Origin of the sequence: Thermogemmatispora onikobensis (genome assembly GCF_001748285.1) — a bacterium.
Taxonomy (GTDB): Bacteria; Chloroflexota; Ktedonobacteria; order Ktedonobacterales; family Ktedonobacteraceae; genus Thermogemmatispora; species Thermogemmatispora onikobensis.
Window position 1 is genome coordinate 65,608 of sequence record NZ_BDGT01000021.1, and the last position, 23,388, is coordinate 88,995.

Consider the following 23,388-nt stretch of genomic DNA (forward strand, 5'->3'; position numbering starts at 1 on the left):
CTGTGATCTTTACCTACGATCTCACCTGGATTCTCTTGCTGCCGACGCTCGGCGGGGTGCTGGCGATGGCAACGCCGGCCCGCCTCTCACGCTGGGTGGCATTGGCCTTTAGCGCGGCGACGCTGGTCCTCTCGCTCTGGATCTTCCTGCGAATCGCTGTGGCTACCGGCTACCATTTCGGGTCGGTGACGGACCCGAAGGCCGATCCGGCTTCGATCGATGTGGTTCAGCTTCCCTGGATTCAGTTCCAGCTCGGCTCGGTGCCCTTCCGCATCGATTATTATCTGGGCGTGGATGGCTTGAGCCTGCCGCTGGTGATCTTGAATGCTTTGTTGACCGTGCTGGCGGTGATCGGTGGCTGGGAGAAGCCACGGGTGAAGGAGTATATGGCCCTCTTGCTGCTGCTGGAGGCGGGAGTGATGGGGGTCTTTATGGCTCTGGATTTGTTGCTCTTCTTCCTGTTCTGGGAAGTGGAGCTGGCGCCGATGTTCTTGCTGATCGGGATCTGGGGTAGCGAGACGGAGAAGCATGGGATGCCGGGCCGCATTTATTCGGCCTGGAAGTTCTTGTTGTATACCTTCTTCGGCAGTATCTTTATGCTGGCTGGAATCTTGCTGGTCTATTTCCAGGCCGGCCAGAATACAGCCAGTCTGCCGGTGCTGATGCAGCATCTGCTGCCAGCCAGTACCGGGGTGACGCTCCCACTGCTCGGGGTGACGATGGGGTCCCAGTTGCTGGCTTTCTTGCTGGTTTTTGTGGCCTTCGCGGTCAAGATCCCGATGTTCCCCCTGCATACCTGGCTGCCGGATGCCCATACGGATGCACCCACTGAGGTGAGTGTGATTCTGGCGGGCGTGCTGCTGAAGATGGGCGCCTATGGGCTGATCCGCATCTGCCTGGGCCTCTTCCCGGATGGGCTGCAGCAGTTTGCGCCGCTGTTGGTGGTGCTGGCGGTGATCAATATTCTGTACGGGGCGGCGATCTGCCTGGTGCAGAAGGATATGAAGCGCCTGGTGGCTTACTCCAGTGTAAGCCATATGGGGGTGATTCTGCTGGGCGTGGCAGCGGCGGCAATGGCGATTCACACGAGCAATCCCGATGTGGCGCACTTTGGGACGGCGGCTTTGATGGGCGCGACCGTGCAGATGATTAGCCACGGGTTGATTACCAGCCTGCTCTTCTTCTGCGTGGGTGTGATCTACGATCGGGCCCATACGCGCGAGATTGAGATCTTCGGCGGGGTGGCAAAGCGGATGCCGCTGTGGGCGACGCTCTTTACGTTCGCCGGTCTGGCTTCGCTCGGTTTGCCGGGCCTGGCAGGCTTCGTGGCGGAGTATATGGTCTTTACAAGTAGCTACCGCATCTGGCCCGTGCCAACGGCGATCGCGGTCTTTACGATGATTCTGACGGCGGCTTATCTGCTGTGGATGCTGAAGCGGGTCTTGTTCGGTCCTTTCAATCTGCGCTGGAATTGGCTGCCCGATGCTTCCTGGCGCGAGGCGATCCCGCTGGTGACGCTGGCGGCCTTCATTGTGCTGGTCGGGGTCTACCCGGGGTTCTTGCTGGATGTGATTGTGCCGGCACTGCATCATCTGCTGCCGGTGGCTACAACGGCGCTGGGCCGCTAGGTAGGAGGCGCGTGCTATGGCTACGGGTTTTAAGGTTGCTGATCTCTACTTGCTCTCTCCGGAGCTGAGCCTGACGCTGTTGGCGCTGGTGGTGATGGCAGTCGACTTGTTCGTGAAGCGCCGCGCGGTGACGGCAGCGGTGGCTCTGGTGGGCCTGCTGGTGCCAGCTTTCTTGACGATCTCTCTTATTCTGACAAATACCGGCACGGCCCGCCATGCTTTCTTTAATATGCTGGTGGTCGATAACTACGCCTTGTTCTTTAAGGTGGTCTTTCTGTTGATCGCAGCGGTGATGATCCTGTCTTCGTACTCGTACGTTTCGAAGTATGTGCGGGGCGCGGGCGAGTTCTATACGCTGCTGCTCTTTTCGACGACCGGCATGATGTTGATGGCTAGCACCGGCGAGCTGATTTCTCTGTATATCTCGCTGGAGCTGACGAGTTTCCCGCTGTATGTGATGGCCGGGTTGCTGCGTACGGATCAGCGCTCGGCTGAGGCGGCGGTGAAGTATGTGCTGTTGGGGGCAATGTCGTCGGCGATTCTGCTCTACGGGCTGGCGCTGCTCTACGGACTGACGGGAACGACGGATCTGTTGAGTATCGCCGGGACCTTCGCCAAGGGCCTGCAGGATGGGAATCTGTTGGTGATTGTGGCCGATATTCTGATCCTGGCGGGCTTCGGCTTTAAGATTTCGGCAGTGCCCTTCCATATGTGGGCGCCCGATATCTATGAGGGAGCGCCGACGCCAGCGACGGCTTTCTTCTCGGTCGGTTCGAAGGCGGCAGGCTTCGCTGGCTTGCTGCGCATTTTCTTCTACGGCGGGCTGAATCTGCGCGATCTTCCTCAGCTGGTGGTGGTGGTGGCCATTATGGCCATTTTGACGATGACTTTGGGCAATGTGGTGGCAGCGGTGCAGTCCAATGTGAAGCGTATGATGGCCTATTCGAGCATTGCTCAGGCCGGCTATCTGTTGGTGGGCTTCTGCGCTAGCCTGGCAACAGGTCGCCCAGAGGGTAATGCGGCTGTGCTCTTCTTTATCCTGGTCTATGTGCTGACGAATCTGGGGGCCTTTGCCGGGATTATTGCCCTGGCCAATGCAACAGGCGGGGAGCGGATCGAGGATTTCCGCGGCCTGGCGCGGCGCGAGCCGCTGGTGAGTTTTGGAACGGCGCTCTGCCTGTTGTCTCTGGCGGGGATTCCACCAGTAGCTGGCTTCTGGAGCAAGGTCTTTCTGTTCAGTGCAGCCTGGGGTCAGGGAGTGGAGATGAATCAGCCCTGGCTGCAGTGGCTGGTGATTATCGCCTTGCTCAATAGCGTGGTGTCGCTGGTCTACTATGGGCGCATTGTGAAGGCGATGTACTTCGATGCTCCGCCCAAGGAGGACCGCCTGTCGACGCCGCTGGGCTTGAGTTCGTCGATTGTGTTGGCGACGGCGGCTTTGCTGGTGTTGATTGTGGTGGCGCAGGTGGTGCTGAATTGGGCCTTGCCAGCTGCTTCGATGCTCTTCGCTTCAGCGCAGGGCGTGCTGACGGCGCTGGGCCACTAGCCCAACTAGTGGCCCTCGCCTGTGCATTTGCCAGGCTGGCAGGCGAGTGGTTTCGCCGACGAGGACGGCGGAGGACGGTTCGCTCGGGCGAGCCGTCCTCTACTGTTATGCAGCTGCTTCGGCTGCGCTGTCGTCGGCAATAAGGCAGGCTTGCGGTCAGAGTGCACTCTGACCGAAGAGCATAGATAGCGAGCAAGGCCGCCTCTGCCAGGTGTTTTTTTTAGGCGATGCCGAGTGTGAGGCCGAGCCATTGCACGCTGGCATGGCCCGGCGCCTTCGCACTCAGGCTGGCATGCAGCCCTCTCAGCTCCGGCTCCACTTTCACCGATCCCATCTTCTGCGCCACATCCCAGGCTCTCGCCCCCAGCCAGGCGCTCTGCTCTACCTCCCCCCACGCCAGAAACAGCTTCGCCTCCGTCACATCCAGATACATCCGCCATAAGCCTACGTCACTCCCCAGTCCCGAGCGCGCCTGCGCCAGCCCCCGATAGGCCTCTCCCAAACGCTTGCTTTCTCCCTGTCGCTGCGCCAGCGTCAGCAGCAGCTTCGCCCCCTCGTGATGCACCGCCGCACGGTTCAGCTTCAACTGCGATGCGTCCTCTTCTCCTCCCTCTACCCGCTCCACCAATCTGAGCGCCTCCTCTTGCCACCCTCGCCACTGCCGCTCGTCTCCCTCTCCCATCCTCGCCAGCACCGTCGCTGCCCGCAGATAGAGATTGCCTCCCAACGCCGGCCCTACCCGCTTCACCCAGCTCAGACCCTCCCAGGCCGCTGCAGTGGCAGACGCCCGCTCTCCCGCTTCCAGATAGCGGTGAGCCAGATGGAAGTAGGACAGGCCCATTAAGGTTGGATCATCCAGCTCGCGCGCCAGGTTCAGCAGCTCCTGCGTCAGGCTTAGAGCTGTCCACCTCTGAGCAGCTCCCGGCTGATGACTGGCTAGCCAGGCCGTCAGATGGAGGTACTGACCTTGCAGCCAGAGCCAGGCCTCTCGCTCGCTGGCTGGCGCCTCCTTCACCTTCTGTCGCAGCTTCCCCAGCCAGCGCGGCATCTTCTCAGCCAGCACCCGAATCTGACCGGTATACTGCAGCCGGTTAGCAAGCGCAAATAGATCCTCGTATTGATAATAGCCCTCCAGGCTGACCACCTCCGCCAGCCGCTCGTAGCTGGCGCCCGGCTCTCCCTCCCTGCCCACATAGACCACCTGCTCCCAGGCCAGCCCCAACAGCGCCGGCGGTATCTGCAACAATCTCGCCAGCACCATGCGTCGCTCCGGATCTGCCAGATACATCGTCGCCTCCCAGTAGCTCACTACCTGCTTCTTGACATCCAATGCCTGCGCTACTTCTGCTCGACTGTAGCCTCGCCGCTGCCGATAGTCGCTCAGCACTGCCCCCATATGCGGCAAGTTATGCTTCCCCGGCGGATAATCCCCATAGCGCCGCCACCAGTGAACACCACTCATCTCATGCCTCCTTTGTCCAGCAGGCGCTCCATAACCTGTATCTACGCCGCCCCTACACAATGCCGAGTGTGAGGCCGAGCCATTGCACGCTGGCATGGCCCGGCGCCTTCGCACTCAGGCTGGCATACAGCCCTCTCAGCTCCGGCTCCACTTTCACCGACCCCATCTTCTGCGCCACATCCCAGGCTCTCGCCCCCAGCCAGGCGCTCTGCTCTACCTCCCCCCACGCCAGAAACAGCTTCGCCTCCGTCACATCCAGATACATCCGCCAGGCACCCACATCGCTCCCCAGTCCCGAGCGCGCCTGCGCCAGCTCCCGATAGGCCTCTCCCAAACGCTTACTTTCTCCCTGTCGCTGCGCCAGCGTCAGCAGCAGCTTCGCTCTCTCGTGATGCACCGCCGCACGGTTCAGCTTCAACTGCGATGCGTCCTCTTCTCCTCCCTCCACTCGCTCCGCCAATCTGAGCGCCTCCTCCTGCCACCCCCGCCACTGCCGCTCGTCTCCCTCCCCCGCCTCCGCCAGCACCGTCGCCGCCCGCAGGTAGAGATTGCCCCCCAACTCCGGCCCTACCCGCTTCACCCAGCTCAGACCCGCCTGCGCCGCATCCCTGGCCTGTTCAGTGGCTCCCATCTGCCGATAGAGGTCCATCAGGCGATAAAAGGCCAGGCCCAGGAGCGTCGGCTCGTCCTGCTCTTGACCCAGTCGGAGTAGCTCGCTGGCCAGACTCAAGGCTATGTTGCCCTGGTGATCCCCTTGCGAGTGCCTGGCGATGGAGCTGGCCCGCAGCAGGTAAAGGCCCAGGAGCCAGAGCCAGGCCTCTCGCTCGCTGGCTGGCGCCTCCTTCACCTTCTGTCGCAGCTTCCCCAGCCAGCGCGGTAGAAGCTGGGCCAGTACGCGGAATTGACCGGCATACAGTAGCCGACTCGCCAGCGCCAACAGATCTTCGTACTGATAATAGCCCTCCAGGCTGATCACCTCCGCCAGCCGCTCGTAGCTGGCGCCTGGCTCTCCCTCCCTGCCCACATAGACCACCTGCTCCCAGGCCAGCCCCAACAGCGCCGGCGGTATCTGCAACAATCTCGCCAGCACTATACGTCGCTCCGGATCTGCCAGATACATCGTCGCCTCCCAGTAGCTCACTGCCTGCTTCTTGACATCCAATGCCTGCGCTACTTCTGCTCGACTGTAGCCTCGCCGCTGCCGATAGTCGCTCAGCACTGCCCCCATATGCGGCAAGTTATGCTTCCCCGGCGGATAATCCCCATAGCGCCGCCACCAGTGAACACCGCTCATCTCATGCCTCCTTTATCTGTCAAGAGGGCAAAGAACATTTTCTACCAGGGAGTGTAGCATTCAGTTCAGCTCTTTTCAATGGATTGAATCCCATAGTTTTCGCTACACAATTTTGCTTTTGGCAGGCTTTTGAGCGATGATTGCGGGAGAGGGCTTACAAGAGGGTTCAGAGGGCCTCAGCTCTGCTCAGGCCCTCTGGCCAAACAAGGCCCGAATCTGAGAGGCAGCCTCCTCAAGCGAAATCTGGCGATCCTGCAAGCGTCGCAGGATGTCCTCCAGCGCCGGCGTCCCCTCTCCAACGGCCTCAGCAGCGGTTGCAGCGGCTATCGATGGCGCCGCCTCTGGCCCTGTTCCAGACCTGGCGGACTGCACTTGCGTTGGTAGAGAGGAACCCAGGTTCGCAAGCACTCCACTGCGCCGTGCCTGCCAGAGATAGAAGGCCAGTACGACCAGCCCGACCAGCAGTCCGACAACGCTCTCCTGCATCAGCCGCGGCCAGTTCTCCACAGGGGAGCCAAGTGCCACAGTACCCAGCGAGAAAAGAAGGACCGCCCCACCGACGGTTGTCGCCAGCACCCCACCGATCAGCGCAGCCAGAATGAAGCCCTGGCACGGTAGCAGAGCACGCTCCGGCTCCTGTCGATAGCGCCACATCAAGAGCAGATTCAGCGGCAGCGTGCCCAGACCAAGCAGCAGCGGCGCCCACCCATCGATCCAGTCGCCAGGCTGCGGCAGGGGTCCTGTTGGGAACAGGCTGAAAAGGAGAGCCAGCAACAGACGCCCGCTTCCAGCCCAGAACAGCAGCGCCAGCAAGGCCGCCGCCACAGCCACCAGACTGTAGTGCAGCACAGCACGCGCCCGCTGTGGATCTGACAGCTGCTTCACCTCACTCTGCAGCCAGAGCCAGCCGAAGCCAGCCACCAGCAAGCCGACCAGCACCATACCAGAGGGCAGCGTGAAAAACAGCGCTCCCGGCGGGGTCAGAAGAGCTGTCGCCTGGATCTTCTCCCCCGTCAGGAAGCGCAGGAGTAGATCCAGAAGGGCCGCACACTCATTGAGAGTTAAGAACAGGCCATAGACCAGGACGCCGCCATAGAACAGGCGCCGCAACCACGAACCGGGGTCGTGACGGTTGAGATAGCCATAGGCAAACCAGGTCAGCACAAACCATAGCGCTGTCGCCAAGGGACCACGCAGATCGGCATGGCCATTCACAACAGCAGACGGCGCAATGTGCCCGCCGCCGAGCAGGTAGGAATCAAGCGCCAACGAGAGAAAATAGTTCGTGGCGCTCACCAGCGGGAAGAGAAGGATGAGCTGAACGCCGTAGACATGAAGACGCTGAAAAAAGCGCGCCAGCCCGGGGCCGACAGGCAGGCGCCGCCGCTCCCACTCCAGGGCCAGTAGCCCGGCCAGCGCTGCCAGTCCCGAGGCTGCGTAGCCGCTTTGAAACTGGGTCAGCACCTGCCCCAGCGAAAAGATCGCGATCGGAGCCAGCACCAGCTCAGCCAAATTGAGAAAAAAAGCGCGCACGGCACCGCCGCCCGCCGCCGGGTCCTGACGCAGGTCGCGTCGCAGCAGCCAGTAATGCAGACCCCCCAGGACGGCGACGAAGAGAAGCACCGTCACAGCGAAAACCAGCGCCTGCACCACCTCAGCACGATCAGGGACCGCCTCATAGCCGGGTCGCAGTGGGGTCAGACGCCAGAGCGGATTAAGCAGACCGGCAAGCGCATAGATGGCAAGACCGAGCAGGAGAAGCAGGATCACATACAGATAACTGCGGTAGAGGTTGCGAGCCACGGTGCACGCTCCTTTCCCAGGCTGCAGATGGACAAACCTGGACTTACAGACACAGCAGGTCTCTCTTGCTGTTGAGCTAAGCATACACGATAGCCGGGCGGACGGCAATGAAGCGTTTCACCCGCAACTCATTGCCGCCTCGCCTGGCCTCCAGATAGCCCGTGGCGCGCCTTACTCTCCCTCCCCTTAGACCCCAGCCAGCAGATCTAGTGGCTCGATCGGCTTCAGACCGGCCTCGATCCGTGCCCGGTATGGCTCCAAAAACGGTGGCAGAGAGAGACGCTCGCCCAGATGCTCGGGGTCCTCATCGACCGCGAAGCCCGGCAGATCCGTCGCCAGCTCGAAGAGCACGCCACCTGGCTCGCGGAAGTAGACCGAATGAAAGTAGAAGCGATCGATGATTGGCGTCACTGTGCGATTGACCGCCGCCACGCGCTCGCGCCAGGCCCGATGCTCCTCGTCCGTGGGCACGCGAAAGGCCACGTGATGAACACCGCCGATGCCGACGAAACGATGGAAGGGAGCATCCGGCTGGACCTCTACATGTACCAGCGTTCCAGGCCCTCCCGGACCAACTTCAAAGGCCACCACCTCGTAGCCATTGCCCTGCTGATAGCTCCCTACTTGACGGAAGCCCAGCACCTCGGTCAGGAAACGCGCTGATGGGGCCAACGCACGCAAGGTCAGCTGTACCCCATAGAAGCCCCGAATCGCGTACTCAGCAGGCACAGGACTGCGGCGCCAGGCTACGCCCTGCAGCCGTCCACCGTCGTCGACCAGCTCCAGGCGCTGGCCCTCGGGATCGCGGAACGGCAGGCTGAGCACCCCATCTGGACCACGGCGCCGCAGCTCATCATGCTCCACACGCAGGCGGGTAAAACGCTCCTGCCACCAGCGCAGCGCCTCCTCACCACTGACTCCCAGCATGATCGTCGAAATGGTGCCCGCCCCGTGGCGGTGACGCTCCAGCTCCGGCCAGTCGAAAAACGTCAGCTCAGTGCCGGGATGGCCCAGCTCATCGCCATAGAAGAGATGATAGGCCGAAACATCATCCTGGTTAACCGTCTTCTTAACCAGGCGCATCCCCAGGACCTGCGTATAAAAGGCTACATTCAATGAGGCGTTACCCGTCACTGCCGTCACATGATGAATACCTTGCACTTGCATTGCTCTTGCTCCCTTTTTCCTTTTACCCCAGGCACCTGATCCGATCAGCAGCCCCAGGCCCGAGATCACCTCTGCCAGGTCGCCCACGTCGTCCAATTTGCCCAGGTCGCCACGTAGTACACTATAGGAAACACGTCCAGCAGCCCAGAACTTCCCAGCCAGCGGCCAGGCCAACGGTCCGCCCACCAGTTTTGTAGATCTCCCCTGCCTGCGCCTGCACTCACCCCAAAAACAACAGCGGTGCATGGACCACCAGGCAGCGGTCCATGCACCGTACCGGCCAGAGAGTTCAGAAGGAAGCGTGTATGGCTAATAGATCTCCAGATACTCCTCGCGCTCCCAATCGGTCACATGCGCCTTAAAGCGCGCCAGCTCGCTGCGTTTGGCCCGCGTAAAGACCTCCACAAACTCATCGCCCAGCAACTGGCGGAACTCCTCATCGCGCTCCAAAGCATCCAGGGCCTCATCGAGCGTCGTCGGCAAAGGCGGAAACTCGCTATGCTCTTCAGCCAGACCCGAGACCGCCGCCGGTGGCAGCTCCTGGTCGCGCAGGCCCAGCACGCCCGCAGCAAGCACCGCCGCAATCGATAGATAGGGATTACTCAAAGCAGTGGGCAGACGATTCTCCAGATGTGTACGCTCATCGCGGCTATTCTTCGCGCGAATCATCGCCGAGCGATCCTCGGGTCCCCAACTGATGTTAGAGGGCGCAAAATGGTGCGGCACGAAGCGATGGTAGCAGTTGGGCGTCGGCGCCATCAGAGCCATCGCCGCATTGGCGTGCTTCAGCATGCCCTGCGTAAAATAGTAGGCCGTAGGCGACAGCCCATGCGGATCACCGGCATCGAGAAAAGCATTCTGGCCCGTTGCCTTCGAGACCAGGCTGACATGCGTATGGGCACCGCTGGCCGACTGATCGCTGAAGGGCTTGGTCATGAAGGTCGCATGATAGCCGAGCTGGCGGGCGATCATCTTGACCCCATTCTTGAAGGTGAAGCCCAGGTCAGCGGCTCGCAGGGCAGCATGGGCCCCATAATTGATCTCGAATTGACCGGGGCCGTACTCACAGTTGGCCGTGATGATATCGATACCGATCTGCGGCATCAGCTCGACGATGCGCTCCGTCACCGGCACCGCCAGGTTGCGCGACGTATTGAAGATATGCAGGCCATTGAAGACCGGGGTCATGGTCATCGGGTCAAGCAGATAAAACTCATATTCCAGACCGATGACCGCCTCGTAACCGAGCTTATCCAGCTCCGCCAGCACCCGGCGCAAGACATGGCGCGGCGCCGCGTGCAGCGGGGTACCATCCTGCCAGTAGGCATCGCAGATCAGGCGCGCCGTGCCGCTCAGCCAGGGCACCACGGCAGCCGTCGACAGATCAGGAATGAGCATCTGGTCAGCGTAATTCTTCTCCTCATTGTATCTGGTGCCGGGTACGACAAACGAGCGACTATCGAGGGCCACGGTGCCGCCATACATATTCAGGCCCTTCTCAGCATAGCCACGCACCTTATTCAGAGGGATCAGCTTGGAGCGGGCCACGCCATGCATGTCGGGCAGCTCAAAGAGTACAGTGCGAATACCCTGCTCCTCCCAATCGGCCAGAAGCTGATCCAGAGAAACGGCGGTGCTCTGGTCCTTGTGCGTGATCGTCATCGCGCAAACCTCCATTCAGAGCAGCTGAACTGCTGAACACTGATGAATCGCTGGCTGACCCCTCACTCAACCACCAGACCAGGACGCTGACTACAATGCAGTGTAGCTGATGAGAGAGGCTCACCAGCCTGGGTGCTGTCACGATGCGCGGGGACAGCAGTCCCTGTCTTCCCGCTTACACGGTAGTCTACTCAAGGGACAGGCAAATTGCAGGTTTGCCGCTCTCAGATGGCACAATGGGGTAGTTACGGAGCGAGAGGAGGCCAACCAACCAGGGCCGCTGATCTCAGCCAGCCTACGCCAGCCGCTCGTTGAGCAGCCAGCGCAGGGCAGGACAGCATCGCTGCGAATGAGCGCTGAGACCAGAACCAGGCTGCTCTTCAGGAGGCAAGCACTCCTGTCCAGGTGCCTGTGGCTGAGGGCAGATAGTCCGTGGCCCCATGATCACACTGCAGCGACGTATAGGGGGCGCTGTAGTTCCCACTGGCAAGCTGACTGGAGGTAAAGTCTCCCACCAGCGTCATCGCCGCAAACGAGGACGGCGCCGTGCAGGTAATCGTCGTATTGCTCTTGGTGAAAACATAGCTATCCTCCACCATCAGGCGCGTGTAGCGGATATGCCCTTGCCGATAGGTGCCGGAGCAGCGCGCCATCCAGTGCTGCTGGTAGGGAACCCCCTGAACGTTGCCATTATAGGTGTGGACCAGCTGGTCATCATTGCTGGTACAGATCGTGCCACCAGCCGGATCAGGCTGACCTGTTACTACAAGCTGCATTGCGTAGGAGATCGCTTGACCATTACTATCTTTGCCTCGGATCAGGACATTGAGCTGAAAACTGGCGTCGTCGGGGGGCGCTCCGTGCGGCCCCGGAGTATGGGCCTGACCCTGCTGGACAATGTCAATGATTACAGCCTCGGTCTGCTTGCTCGTGCTCGTATCAATGGCTGTGAGCCGGTGAGTGCCCAGCGGCCAGAGACTATTGACATCCAGATAGAGGGCCAGCTTTCCCTGGCTATCGCTCTTGCCCTGCCAGCCGCTACCAGTCATTACCTGCCCATCGAGGGCGAACTCGACCGTCACGGAGGAGGCAAAATGCTCACCAGAAACGTAGAGCTGGGTTCCACTGGCGGCGGCTGGCGTCTTGCCAACCGAGTAGCGGCTCTCGACGCTGATAGTCGGCTGTTCAAAGAGGGCCGCCGAGTTTGACCGCAGGTAGAGAAAGGTGGCGATGCAGGCAACAGGCACGATCACACAGATCAGCACCAGACCGCTTATGAGCGCGGCCACCAGTAGCCCCGATCTGCGTTTGGGACGCTCCGGCCCGCTGGTAGAAAAGGGAGGAGGGAAAGCCCGGTTGGGATCGGAGAACATTGTCGAAGGCGGCGGTCCATAAAACCAGCTAGAGGGAGGCGGTGGCGGTGTCATGGCCGGGGACGGGCCTGCCGGACTGGCAGGCTCTGCCACGGGCACCGGACTCGGAACGGCGCTTCCAGTGGCAGCCGCCGGCCCGCTACCGGTGCGCGCCTGCCCACACTGAGGACAGATCAGGGTCCCAGCCGCCAGCTCGGCCCCACAAACAGTGCAGTGTTCCATTCCTATGCTTCCTTTTACTCTCTGTTACAGCCTCATTGTTCCAATTCCTAGACCATCCTCCCCCTTATGCCGTTTCCTGCTAACCAGACCATCGGCAGGTACAGCGCCGAAAAGCAACGGCAGCATGAAACGATGCTCTTCTATTGACAGACGTGAATCATAGCACGGAAAACCTCCTCTGTACAGGATCTGGTTTGTGGGTTTTGCACAGCAATGCGTCCGTCTCTGGACGTAGTGCCAGCCATGCTCAGACTTCACCCCACAGGCGGAGCGTGTCCATCCACGTTCCCTGACTGAGGGATAGAGTTAGCAAGAACTGCGTTCCCGCCCGTTGCGTTGGTTACCATGTGGGCCTACGAGCAAGAAAGGAACTCTTGAAGTTGGGGCAAAGAGTTGGCCACTCACAGTAAAGGAGGTACTGAGCGCACTGACGGTTGTCGCTCCCACACGATAAGGGCTGCTGGGATGCAAGTTCGGCTCCGGCCAGGCCAGGCAGGCAAGGAGCGAGAGACAGACAGCAACACCCCCAGGAGTGAGAACGGGCCCCCTTTAGGGCGCGAACGCTTCCAGAGAGCCCGCCTCTACGCCTGTGTTCACCAGAGCACGAAGCAAGCGAGCTGACGAGCGAAGAATCTCCGTCTTTTAAGCGGCGGAGCGCCAATAAGCAGCATTCAACAGAGACCAGGGCCGAAGCGCTACGCGAGAAGCTGGCCCTCCCAGGTTCCCGTTGCCGCCTGCACTTGAGAGGAATTCCCGTTATCACAGCTATAGGAGTAGACTGGTCCACTCAAAGTCCCCTTCACATGCGTGGCATCGACAAAGCTCCCCTCAGCCTGGACCGTATGCGGAGAAGCGGTGCAGGTCACATTGCCCAGGGATGTCTGAAAGACCACCCGATCCTGGTTATAGATCTCCTTGTAGATGATTTTGCCACTGCGATACGTTCCCTGACAGGTCGCCACGAGCGTCTCCTGATAGCGGATACCACTGGAGGTCACCCCACTCAGTGTGTGTGGCTGCCCATCGTCCTGCATCCCATTGGCATAGCTCGCGCAGACCGTGCCCCCGGCAGGGTCGGGATGCCCCGTGACCGTGAACGTACCGCTCTGGGTCGACGAGCCGCTGGAAGCAGTAAAAGCGATCTTGAAGCTGGCATCGTCGGGCGGGGCCCCGTTGGGACCGGGTGTGTGCGCCTGCCCCTGTGGCACAATCACCACCGTCACCCCCTGCTGCACGCGGTTGTTGCTGGCATCTGCCGCCGTCAGCGTATGCTGACCAGGCTTCCAGTCGCTCGTCACGCTCAGATTCGCTTTCAAAGCCCCGCTGCTATCGGTTTTAGCGTTCACTCCTGGAAGGATCTGACCATCCAGATAAAAGGTCACCTGCGAGTTAGAGGCAAACTGCTGCCCACTCACCTGCAAGCTCGTCCCCGTAGCCCCCGCTGGCAGACTGCCCACGTGATAGGCACTGCTCACCCTGAGCTGCGGCTGCCCTTGACCCAGATGAAGCAGGTTGAAAGCTGCCACCACCCCACCCACGACCAGCACTACTATTACCACTACCACCCCAATGAGCATCAGTGGCCGTCGCTGAGGCGGACGCTGGTTTCGACCTTCAGGAGGGATCGGATAGAGAGGTGGATATCCGAACGAAGAAGGGGGTGGAGGTGGCGGCGTGAAAAGGTCCTCCCTCGCAGGCTCCGTCTCCGGCCCTACTCCATAGGGGGGAGTCCCATATCTGGTCGCCTCATAAGGATCGGCTCCCGCTGCCGGCACTGTTACCTGGTATGGCCCAGGGGGCGCTGACCCGGCCTGACGCGCCGGGTCCAGGGTCGGCCCTGGACTACGGACACCAGCGTCAGCACGCTCTGTCGGCTCATGAGGTCTGGCTCCATAGACCGGTAAGCCACATTGCCCGCAGTAATGAGAACCGGCAGGCAGAGTGGCACCACAATGAGGACACCGCTGCATGCTGGCAGACCCTCCCAATCGGTTTTCTCTTCATCTCTCAGTCTGCAAGAAAACGCGACACATCACAAGGTAATACTTCACTTCATACCGGACCCTATCCTGTAAGCCAGTTGCGTTGCTCACTCACCTGAGTGGCAAGGCAATCTTCTCACCTGTTAAACGCAACCAGGAGCCGATTCTCTAGCCCCAAAAGAAGAGTCTCTGGAGACGCAGCTTCGACTTAGTCGCCACCGCTCCCTTCTTTGAGAGTAAGGAAGCCACTTTTGACCCTGTCAAAAACATTTGTTATGCCGAGTATACTTACTAGATAGAAGCGATAGCAGGTTACAATGGCCATGTTGCGCAGTGAAACAGGACGGTTCTCTCAACCGACGCTTCTTTTTCAAGAGAAAACAAAGAAGTGAATAGGTCATGGACGCGCAACAGGTCCATTCGCCGGCAACACGACCTGTTCTGTCGCTCTGAACTGGACTGGAAAGGAGCAGGTATGACCTCAGTGAATTCGCCTGCGAGAGCGCACCAGCAGCGGTCGGAGGAGGAGGTGCCACAGCGATGACCGACTACGCGGAGGCCATCCCGATGTACGTGGATCGTTCGCGAGTCTTCATCGATGCCAACAACCCGAAATGGATTGTGGTCCATAAGACCGCGGGCTTTCACACGGCGCAGGAGGTGGCCAACTACTTTGCCACCAACGCGGAGATGACCAGCACCCATTATGTGGTAGGACAGGATGGGACGGTGGTGCAGTGCGTGCGTGAGCAGGACGGAGCCGGGGGAAACTGCTGTCTGGAGCCAGGCCACGCTGCCTTCCTGCCCGAGGGCCAAAATCTGAACCTGGTGACCATCAGCATCGAGCATGTGGACCCGGCCCTCGATAACTCGACGCCGCTCACAGATGCTCAGAAACGTGCCTCTTTCCGCCTGATCGCGGACATCTGCGAGCGTCACGGCATTCCCCGCCGGCATGGCAATGCCAATGGTGGGATCGTCGGCCATTTTGAGCTGGACCCCATTTCGCGCGCGCGCTGCCCAGGCAACTATCCCTGGGCTGAGTTGTGGGCGTTTCTTGAGCAAGGAGGGTTTATGCTGGATATCCAGGCCACTCGCGGCTACTTCACGGATCTCGGCAACAACGTCTGGCGCTGCACCAAAACGGGGTATGTCGTCGGTCACGGCATTCTGGACTTCTACCGCCGCTACGGCGGAGATGCTCTCTTCGGCCTGACCTACCTCGGTCTCCCCCTCTCCAATGAAACGGCGGTCGCTGGTTATAAGGGTGTGGTCTTGCAACGCTTCGAGCGCGGCGTGGTCTGCTGGGACCCCGGCCACCAGATCGATAACCCTCCCGGCTCCGGCCCCGCCTACCTGATGCACCTCGACCGCGGTCCCGGCCAGGACCCGCGCATCTCTGCGCTCCAACAGCAAGTAGCCACCCTTCAGCAGCAGGTGAATACCCTGAAACAGGAGGTCGATACACTCAAGCAGGAACTGGATGCGCAGGAGCTTGGCACCGGTTCGTCCGCTCAACCAGCCAGCTAGTTGATCAGCCGGCGAATTCGCCAGCAAGCTCATCCTGACAATGTCGGCGCGGACCTCGCTCGCTCCCTCGCTGGGGAGAGGGTCCGCGCCTCCGCCGATCACCCCCTCCCCAGCTCACTTTCCCCCCTCCTTTCCCGCACCTATCCGCCTGCCAGGCCAGGCGGCCATCAAACTGCAGAGGCCAGGCTGGCACTCTCTCCCTCCGATGAGATATCATAGTATAGTAATTATTCCAACCCAATCGCTTCGCTCATCCGTATTACCGTATAAAATACAGAGGCAGCGACCGCGCCTGATCGCCCGGCTGCTTCTGGCCAGCGCGCCAGCCAGTCAGCCGATGTGGCGATCCCGTCGAGCAGAAAGCAGGTCTGAACAAGATGGAAGCTCAGGCTTTACATACCTACGAGCGCGGCCCCGATGGTCCTTCTCAGAGTGGGCCCCCGCGCTTGAATACTCCCCCCAGTCCCAACGGCAACAGCAACAATAACAATAACCGGAACAATGAAAGCCTCTCTTCGTTGCTGTTGCGCTCTCTGGTGATTGTGGGAATCTTGCTGCTAGGTTGGTGGGCCCTTCAGTCCTTCCTGCAGGGCGGCACGAGCAGCAGCAATCAAAACGCTATTGAGATCCCATACAGCTCTTTCTACGCAGAAGTAGAGAAAGGCAACGTCAAGACGGCAGTCTTTCAGGGGCAGGATGTGACCGGCGAGTTCGTTAACCCGGTTGCTGACCCTAACAACCCTGGCAAGACGTCAACATACTATCACTTCACGCAGCTCGCCAGCGGAGACCCCAAGCTGATCCAGCTGCTGCTGCAGCACAATGTCTCGGTCTCCGCCAAGCCGGCCAGCGATGGCAGCCTGTGGTTGAACATTCTCTTTAATGCCCTGCCCTGGGTCTTCCTGGGAGTGCTCTTTCTGTTCATCATCAGGCGCGCTACGCAGGGTCAGCAGAATATCTTTAGCTTCGGCAAGAGCCGGGCGCGCCTGATCATGGAGGATCGGCCCAGCACGACCTTCGCCGATGTGGCCGGGGTCGATGAGGCCAAAAGCGACCTGGTCGAGATCGTCGAGTTTCTGAAGACGCCGCAGAAGTTCCAGCGCCTGGGTGGCAAGATCCCCCGCGGCGTCTTGCTGGTTGGGCCCCCGGGCACGGGTAAGACCCTGCTGGCGCGGGCCGTGGCCGGCGAGGCCGGCGTCCCCTTCTTCTCGATGTCCGGCTCCGAGTTCGTCGAGGTCCTGGTGGGTGTCGGCGCCAGCCGCGTGCGCGACCTCTTCGATCAGGCCAAGAAGGCCGCTCCCAGCATCATCTTCATCGATGAGATCGATGCCGTCGGGCGCCAGCGCGGCGCCAGCATCAATAGCAACGATGAGCGCGAGCAGACGCTGAACCAGTTGCTGGTGGAGATGGATGGCTTCGACGTGCGTCAGGCGGTGGTGGTGCTGGCGGCAACCAACCGTCCCGAGGGACTCGACAAGGCCCTGCTGCGCCCCGGTCGCTTCGACCGCCGCGTGACGGTGGACCGTCCCGACTGGAAGGGCCGTCTGGCAATTCTCCAGATCCACACGCGCAAGGTCCCTCTGGCCCCAGATGTGGACCTGGAGGCGATTGCCCGGGCCACGCCGGGCATGGTCGGCGCCGATCTGGCCAACCTGGTCAATGAGGCAGCCCTCCTGGCCGCGCGCCGCAACCTGGATGTCGTCAATCAGAACTGCTTCCTAGAGGCGCTGGATAAGATCGTCCTGGGCGCCGAGCGTCCGCTCGTGCTCAGCGAGGAAGATCTGAAGGTGGTGGCCTACCACGAAGGCGGCCACGCCCTGACTGCGCTCCTGACCGAGTACGTCGACCCGGTCGGAAAGGTCACTATCGTGCCGCGCGGCCAGGCCCTGGGCGTGACTCGCTATCTGCCGCTCGATGACCGCCATAACTACAGCCGCGAGTACCTGGAGGCCCGCCTGGTGACCGCTCTTGGCGGACGCGCCGCTGAGGAGGTGGCCATTGGCCGCATTACCACTGGCGCGGAGAACGATCTCCAGCAGGTGACGCAGATCGCCCGCCGCATGGTCACTAACTGGGGCATGAGCGAGCGAATCGGCCCGCTTTTCTTCCAGGAGCGCGAAGACCCGCTGGAGCGCGCTGCCTTGGGGCGCCGCGACTACAGCGAGAAGACGGCTTCTATGATCGATAAAGAGGTCGATCGCATCGTGAAGGCAGCCTACAACCGCGCCCTGAGCCTGCTGCGCGAGCACCGCCTGACCCTCGATCGCATCGCCCAGGCTCTGCGCCTCTACGAGACACTCGATACTCAGCAGCTGCGGCAGATCATGATCGAGACCGGCGCCATCAGGGCTGCCGCCTCCTACTATCGCAACTAGAGGAGAGCAGACAAGCAGTCATGTGCTAAAGAGGCTCTCCTTCCCTGTTCAGGACGGGGAAGGAGAGCCTCCTCATTTCGGCCAGCGACTCTACCTTACCTATGGCCTGGCTCCGCTCATGGCCGCCGGCCCGGCTCCGCCTCCTATTGAGCTGTTGCCTTCTCGCTCAGCACAGCCCCAATGGTGTCCAGCAGCTGTTCGGGAGGCGAAGGCTTGGTTAAATAGGCCTGAGCCCCCAGATCCTGGGCTGAGCGACGATGCTTCTCTGAAGAACGCGCCGTGAGCATGATGATCTTGAGCGAGGCAAAGCGTGAACTGGCCCGGATCATGCTGAGCAGCTCATAGCCATTCAAATGGGGCATCTCTATGTCAAGCAGCAAGACGTCCGGCGGCTGCTCCAGCAACAGCTCCCAGGCTTCCATACCGTCGCGCGCCTGCACCACGCGATAGCCAGCTCGCTGTAGTGTCTGCTGCAACGACTGGCGAATGTAGACCGAATCGTCAGCAATCATGACCGTCCGCCCGGCGTTGGCCGCTGCCTGCTCAGGACTGCCGCCCTGTGGCCCGCGCTGCGCGGTGCTCCTCTTCAGATCTGGGACGACAGCAAGAGGTGTGAGGCGCATCAGATCGACCACGAGCAAGACATTGCCCTGGCCGTCAATGGCGGCCCCCATGATGCCAGGACGTCGTAGATAGGGAGCCAAAGGCCGGACTACCAGCTCAACACCCCCCAGCACCTCGTCCACCGCGACCACCTCACAGGGCAGGCCCTCCTGCAACAGGAGCAGCGGACGCTCCCCCTCGGGGGAAGCAGGCTCACCCGCACCGTCGTCCATCTCTGGCAGCCCCAGCAGCCGAGAGAGCGGCACAGCAGAGAGCGGAAAGCAGGCAGAAGCAGGCTGGCCCTCTCCCTCCAGGGCAGAGCGCTCTACGACAATGCGGCGTACCTGGGAGAAGGGCACGACCAGGCGTTGACCAGCAGTGCGCACCAGCAAGCCATGCATGGCCCCGTGCAAGCGTGGCAGCGTCAGATAGAAGGTCACGCCGCCCAGGGCATTGCGCTGAGCGGTCACCGCCCCCTGCAGCTGCTGAATAGGTGCCTGGACTAATTCCAGCGCTCCCGCCCGCACCGGCGTCGAGAAACCCAGCTCTAGCGAGACCTCATTGCCAACAGCATGGGCATAGAACCAGACTCGCCGCTCCTGCTCCTCCTCCGCACCGTCCTCAGCATGGACGCTGCTCCAGTTGGTGATCATGGCATAGCGCACGAGCTGCAACAGCGGACGGGCCAGGGCCTCCAGAATATCCTGATCCACCTCGGTCGTCTCGCCACGAGCTTCAAAGCGAACACGCTGACGCTGAGCGTCGGCACTCATCCGAATGGCCCGCCGAATGCGCGGTAGTAACACGGCCAGGGGCGCCGAGCGCAACAAGAGCGTCTCGCCACGCACCCGATTGGCAAGGTCCATGTGGCGACGGAGGACGCGATCAAGGCGAGCAAAGGCTGCGCGGACCTGGGCCGAGGCCGTGCTGACATCGGCAATCGCTTCAGCAAAGGCACGCAAGAGGACGTCGCTCTCGGTATAGCGATCAACTTCCATCTCGTCCCAAGAGGTTGTCTCGCGCGCTTTGAGCGCCAGAATGCTCAAACGCTGGCGCTGCTGAGCATGCGTCGGGACATGGCGGCCAGACTGCTCCGCCTCCTCCAGGATGCGCGCAACCAGCGACGACATCGGCTGCTGCGGGAGCGACCGGAGCGACAGGGGAGGAATGCGGCCTGCCTCGCTGAGCGAGAGAGGATTAAGAGAGAGCAGGGTCTCCAGATGCTGCAAGCGCGCCTGAGCGGCGTAAAGCTCCTGTAAGGCAGCCTCTAGCTCGCGGCGAGCGCTCTCCAGGGGTTCTCGCTGCTCGGCCAGGTGCTCACTATTGAGGACGAGCCGTTTGAGACGTTCAGCATCCACCAGCACCGAAGGCAGCGGCGAGCTGGATTCGCGCGGAGGGCGCGTGCGGAGATGGAAACGGGCAATCTCCTCACGCAACGGCGAGCGGGGCGCCAGCTCTTCTTCTTCGAGCAAGGCCGCCTCATCGGCAGCCGTGAGGGCGATCAGGCTTTCCGAGGGCGTGCGGCGCACATTGCCGAACTCATTGAGGGCCTCATAATCGGCCTCCAGCTCGGTGAGCGGGGTGCTACTCTCCTGTCCCGTCTCAACGATGCTTTGCAGCGTCGCCTCCAGCGCCCGCATGGCCTGCACCAGGGCCATCAGGCCAATCATCATGGGGACCGAGCCATCGCGCAGCGAGCCGACAAGCATCTCGATATAGTAGGCGATCGTCGACATGGATGGGCAGCCGACGGCGCCTGCGGTCCCTTTCAGCTTATGGGCGCTGCGGCGCAGGGCCTCCAGGTGGCCCTCATCAAGCCGGTCCTCTTGCTCCAGCTGGGCCAGAGCCTGGCGCATCAAGGCAATATCCTCATCGGCCTCGGCGACAAAAAGCACCAGCATATCGTCGAGACCCTCGTCAGCTGCGGACGAGCCAGCCCTCACCTCCTCCGCTCCAATGCTCGTGACCACTGCGTCGCCAGAGAGCTCGCTCCCCTCGCCAGCCACGGCAGCCGTAGCCGGCGACTCGGCGAGACCTTCTGGCGGCTCCAGATCTTCCATCTGGCGAAAAGCCTCGATGATCGCCAGATCTTCAGGCGTCAGTTGAGAGGCCTCCTCCAGCTCGGGCGATTCCGGCAGCTCGTCGTCCCGCAGCGTGTCCTCTGGCTCAGCCATGAGTCACCGCCCTCTCTATCTCGTGCACCACCTCAGCCAGCAAAGCCGGCACATCCAGCACGGGATCGGTACCTCGCAGGCCACGCAGCAGTTCGCGGCGCACAGGCAGCGCCTCACACTCTTCCAGCGGTGTATATTCCAGGGAGAGGATCGAGCCGATGGCTGGAACCAGCAGGCCGACCGGCTGGTCAGGATGGTCGGCAACCAGCAGCATGCCGTCGCCCGCGGAGACTGTGGAAGAACCGCAGAGGAAGCCAGGCAGATCAACGGCGGCAATCACTTCGCCACGCCAGGCCACCAGACCAGGCAACCAGGCCGGGGAAGCGGGCAGAACAGCAAAACGATGGGGAGGAGGCACCACTTCACAGAGTGCCTTGAGTGAAACAAAACAGCAGCCCTGTCCTAGCGACAGGCTGCATTCCAGATACTCCTCGGGATGAGCGGCAGCCGGAACCATGCGAGCCAGCTCACGCGCATAGTTCCAGAACTCCTCATCGCTCAAAGCCTCCAGCGACCTGGAGAGAAACCCTCCCGCACGTGGTACAACCATCTTCTCTTCCGCTCGCGCCGCCGTGGGCAGCACTGCCCTCGTTCGTTTTCTTCGTTCGTGAGTGATGAGCGAGTCGCTCCTTGCGTGACTGGCCAGGGCGGCTGATTGATCAAGTGAGGCCCAACGAACCAACCAGACAGACAATCAATCAAACGCCCGGCAGACGAAGCCAGGCCAGCTAACTGTAGGTCGGGGTCGGGCTACCCAGGTGGGCCTGCACAACCGAAATGACATCCTGCGTTCGGAATGGTTTGGTGAGGTAATCTTTGGCGCCCGCCAGACGCCCCTTAAGACGATCAATCACCCCATCACGCCCCGAGAGCATGACAATGACCGTATTACCAAATTGGGGCTTTGTTCGCAAAATGCGAGCAATCTCGTAGCCATCCATCTTGGGCAGACCGATGTCGAGGATCACCAGGTCAGGAACGCGGTGTTTATGCTTCGTGAGAGCCTCCAGCGCCTGAATCCCATCAGGATAGCTGACGTAATCGAAGCCCTCACGTCTCAGGCTGGTCTCGATGATCTTGCGCACGGTCAGCGAATCATCTATCACCATGACGAGTTTGCTCATAGTGTCTCCCTCTCTCTGCTTCCACACTACTACCATCCTTCAATCCGCCAACATACAACAGTCTGTATGTATCGGATGGCCCCCTGCGCTCCCTTCATCCTGAAGGTGCGCTGGTAGAGCTGTCGCTTCGACACCCCCGTGCTGCTCCCAGGGCCGTTTCCTGATAAAGCGTCGAAACACCCAGCCTACTCAGGTGACATAGTGGGGCTGTAGCAATAGTACCATAGGCGCCCGCAAAGTGCAATACAAGGGCATAAAAAACTGATTAAGATTTTTATCGCGGTCAAATATGACCCACGGCCCGCGCCCTGGAGCCTCACCAGCACCCTATGTGGTAATCTAGTAGCAGCAGGCAAGCCGCTTGCGATGCGCACGGCGCGAAAGGAGAGGAGGCCACTTTCCTGCCCGTGCGGCGCAAGAGCAAACCGGCACTCGATCGATCAATCACGCTCAGCCGAGAGCGAAGCAGAGGAGGCTTTTGATGGCTGATGCCCCTTTTCGCGAGCACGTGGTGCTTATTACGGGTGCTTCGCGCGGCATCGGTGAGCAACTGGCTTATCAGCTGGCAGAACAGGGCGCCTGGCTGGCTCTGGCCGCCCGCAGCAGCGAGGCGCTGGAGACCGTGGCCGCCACCTGCCGGACCCGTGGCGCCCGCGCCCTGGCCGTCCCTACCGACTTGCGCGATGAGGCCCAATGTCGACGTCTGGTCGAGCGCACGATCAGTGAATATGGTCGCCTCGATATGCTGATCAATAACGCCGGCATGGGCTTCCCCCGCCGCTTCGAGACCCTCAGCGACCTCTCGACCATCCGCGCCGAGATCGAGCTGAACTATTTGGGCACAGTCTACTGCACCTACTACGCCTTGCCATATTTGAAGCGCAGTCGCGGGCGCATCGTGGGCGTTAACAGCTTCGGTGGCCAGCTCGGTCTACCGGGTACCGCTGGCTACAATGCGTCGAAGCATGCCATGCGTGGCTTCTTGAATACCTTACGCACGGAGCTGCACGGCAGCGGGGTCAGCGTCTCGATTACCTACTTGAGCGCCGTGCGAACAGCACGTCTGCAGGAGGTGATGGGCAAGCAGGCCAGGAAGGTGCCCGCCCTCGACCCTGACCGCTGCGCCCGCCTGATCCTGCGTCAGGCCGCTCGCCGGCGCCGCGAGCAGGTGCTGACTCTCTCGGGTAAGACCCTGGTCTGGCTGAACCGCTGGGCACCGGCCCTGGTCGAGCGCTTGCTGGCATCGACCGCTCTGATTTCTTACCGCGAGTGAGCTGAGCGAAGCTGACCCTGGCCTGGCCCACTGGGCCGGGCTGTCGATCTCCTCGAAGGAGGCTGATGCAGTGACGACTCTGGAGCCTGTTCCTCTCTCCCAACGTCGCCTTGACTGGCTGTTGATCGCTTTCTTTGTGATTAATCTGCTTTTCGTGTCTTATTTGATCG

Annotated in this window: 15 protein-coding genes; 5 read left to right on the forward strand and 10 right to left on the reverse strand. The window is 61.1% G+C overall.

Annotated elements, in window-relative coordinates; translation table 11 throughout:
* Positions 1-2 precede the first annotated feature (2 nt).
* Complete coding sequence (locus BGC09_RS11110) at positions 3-1,628, forward strand: complex I subunit 4 family protein (RefSeq protein ID WP_069804069.1); 1,626 nt, start codon at positions 3-5, stop codon at positions 1,626-1,628.
* Between the two features lie 16 nt (positions 1,629-1,644).
* Positions 1,645-3,174, forward strand: coding sequence for an NADH-quinone oxidoreductase subunit N (locus tag BGC09_RS11115; RefSeq protein WP_069804070.1), 1,530 nt, complete (start codon positions 1,645-1,647; stop codon positions 3,172-3,174).
* A gap of 220 nt (positions 3,175-3,394) precedes the next feature.
* Here BGC09_RS11115 and BGC09_RS11120 read toward each other — a convergent pair whose 3' ends face one another.
* The 7 genes from BGC09_RS11120 to BGC09_RS11150 form a co-directional block, all read right to left on the reverse strand.
* Entirely contained in the window at positions 3,395-4,636 is a 1,242-nt protein-coding gene (locus tag BGC09_RS11120; RefSeq protein ID WP_069804071.1) for a helix-turn-helix transcriptional regulator, read from the reverse strand.
* Between the two features lie 52 nt (positions 4,637-4,688).
* Complete coding sequence (locus BGC09_RS11125; RefSeq protein ID WP_069804072.1) at positions 4,689-5,930, reverse strand: helix-turn-helix transcriptional regulator; 1,242 nt, start codon at positions 5,928-5,930, stop codon at positions 4,689-4,691.
* Positions 5,931-6,116: 186 nt separating this feature from the next.
* Positions 6,117-7,733, reverse strand: a complete 1,617-nt coding sequence (locus BGC09_RS11130) for a hypothetical protein (protein WP_069804073.1) — start codon at positions 7,731-7,733, stop codon at positions 6,117-6,119.
* Positions 7,734-7,919: 186 nt separating this feature from the next.
* Entirely contained in the window at positions 7,920-9,086 is a 1,167-nt protein-coding gene (locus tag BGC09_RS11135) for a ring-cleaving dioxygenase (protein WP_218104021.1), read from the reverse strand.
* A 123-nt stretch (positions 9,087-9,209) separates the two neighbouring features.
* Positions 9,210-10,562 carry a glutamine synthetase family protein gene (locus BGC09_RS11140; protein WP_069804074.1) on the reverse strand — a complete coding sequence of 451 codons (1,353 nt, stop codon included), beginning with the start codon at positions 10,560-10,562 and terminating at the stop codon, positions 9,210-9,212.
* A 380-nt stretch (positions 10,563-10,942) separates the two neighbouring features.
* Positions 10,943-12,157 (reverse strand): hypothetical protein, encoded by a 1,215-nt coding sequence (locus BGC09_RS11145; protein ID WP_069804075.1) that lies wholly within the window; start codon positions 12,155-12,157, stop codon positions 10,943-10,945.
* A 695-nt stretch (positions 12,158-12,852) separates the two neighbouring features.
* Entirely contained in the window at positions 12,853-14,127 is a 1,275-nt protein-coding gene (locus BGC09_RS11150; RefSeq protein ID WP_141727748.1) for a zinc ribbon domain-containing protein, read from the reverse strand.
* A 552-nt stretch (positions 14,128-14,679) separates the two neighbouring features.
* On the opposite strand from BGC09_RS11150, the gene BGC09_RS11155 reads away from it, so the two are divergent.
* Positions 14,680-15,669 (forward strand): N-acetylmuramoyl-L-alanine amidase, encoded by a 990-nt coding sequence (locus BGC09_RS11155; RefSeq protein WP_069804077.1) that lies wholly within the window; start codon positions 14,680-14,682, stop codon positions 15,667-15,669.
* 377 nt (positions 15,670-16,046) lie between these two features.
* Positions 16,047-18,044 (forward strand): ATP-dependent zinc metalloprotease FtsH, encoded by a 1,998-nt coding sequence (gene ftsH, locus BGC09_RS11160; RefSeq protein ID WP_069804078.1) that lies wholly within the window; start codon positions 16,047-16,049, stop codon positions 18,042-18,044.
* Positions 18,045-18,187: 143 nt separating this feature from the next.
* Here ftsH and BGC09_RS11165 read toward each other — a convergent pair whose 3' ends face one another.
* The 3 genes from BGC09_RS11165 to BGC09_RS11175 all read right to left on the reverse strand — a co-directional run bounded on the left by BGC09_RS11165 (position 18,188) and on the right by BGC09_RS11175 (position 21,945).
* Positions 18,188-20,821 carry an ATP-binding response regulator gene (locus tag BGC09_RS11165; protein WP_069804079.1) on the reverse strand — a complete coding sequence of 878 codons (2,634 nt, stop codon included), beginning with the start codon at positions 20,819-20,821 and terminating at the stop codon, positions 18,188-18,190.
* Entirely contained in the window at positions 20,814-21,371 is a 558-nt protein-coding gene (locus BGC09_RS11170) for a chemotaxis protein CheW (RefSeq protein ID WP_069804080.1), read from the reverse strand. The genes BGC09_RS11165 and BGC09_RS11170 overlap by 8 nt, the downstream gene beginning before the upstream one ends.
* A gap of 178 nt (positions 21,372-21,549) precedes the next feature.
* Positions 21,550-21,945 carry a response regulator gene (locus tag BGC09_RS11175; RefSeq protein ID WP_069804081.1) on the reverse strand — a complete coding sequence of 132 codons (396 nt, stop codon included), beginning with the start codon at positions 21,943-21,945 and terminating at the stop codon, positions 21,550-21,552.
* 481 nt (positions 21,946-22,426) lie between these two features.
* Here BGC09_RS11175 and BGC09_RS11180 point away from each other — a divergent pair, with 481 nt between their 5' ends.
* Positions 22,427-23,218, forward strand: coding sequence for an SDR family oxidoreductase (locus BGC09_RS11180; protein WP_069804082.1), 792 nt, complete (start codon positions 22,427-22,429; stop codon positions 23,216-23,218).
* Positions 23,219-23,388 lie beyond the last annotated feature (170 nt).

Excerpts from the sequence above, each read along its gene's own strand:
- ftsH (WP_069804078.1), top strand. The coding sequence starts at position 16,047 with ATGGAAGCTCAGGCTTTACATACCTACGAGCGCGGCCCCGATGGTCCT.
- BGC09_RS11180 (WP_069804082.1), top strand. The coding sequence starts at position 22,427 with ATGGCTGATGCCCCTTTTCGCGAGCACGTGGTGCTTATTACGGGTGCT.
- BGC09_RS11120 (WP_069804071.1), bottom strand. The coding sequence starts at position 4,636 with ATGAGTGGTGTTCACTGGTGGCGGCGCTATGGGGATTATCCGCCGGGG.
- BGC09_RS11115 (WP_069804070.1), top strand. The coding sequence starts at position 1,645 with ATGGCTACGGGTTTTAAGGTTGCTGATCTCTACTTGCTCTCTCCGGAG.
- BGC09_RS11175 (WP_069804081.1), bottom strand. The coding sequence starts at position 21,945 with ATGAGCAAACTCGTCATGGTGATAGATGATTCGCTGACCGTGCGCAAG.
- BGC09_RS11125 (WP_069804072.1), bottom strand. The coding sequence starts at position 5,930 with ATGAGCGGTGTTCACTGGTGGCGGCGCTATGGGGATTATCCGCCGGGG.
- BGC09_RS11165 (WP_069804079.1), bottom strand. The coding sequence starts at position 20,821 with ATGGCTGAGCCAGAGGACACGCTGCGGGACGACGAGCTGCCGGAATCG.
- BGC09_RS11145 (WP_069804075.1), bottom strand. The coding sequence starts at position 12,157 with ATGGAACACTGCACTGTTTGTGGGGCCGAGCTGGCGGCTGGGACCCTG.
- BGC09_RS11170 (WP_069804080.1), bottom strand. The coding sequence starts at position 21,371 with ATGGTTGTACCACGTGCGGGAGGGTTTCTCTCCAGGTCGCTGGAGGCT.
- BGC09_RS11140 (WP_069804074.1), bottom strand. The coding sequence starts at position 10,562 with ATGACGATCACGCACAAGGACCAGAGCACCGCCGTTTCTCTGGATCAG.
- BGC09_RS11150 (WP_141727748.1), bottom strand. The coding sequence starts at position 14,127 with ATGCAGCGGTGTCCTCATTGTGGTGCCACTCTGCCTGCCGGTTCTCAT.
- BGC09_RS11155 (WP_069804077.1), top strand. The coding sequence starts at position 14,680 with ATGACCGACTACGCGGAGGCCATCCCGATGTACGTGGATCGTTCGCGA.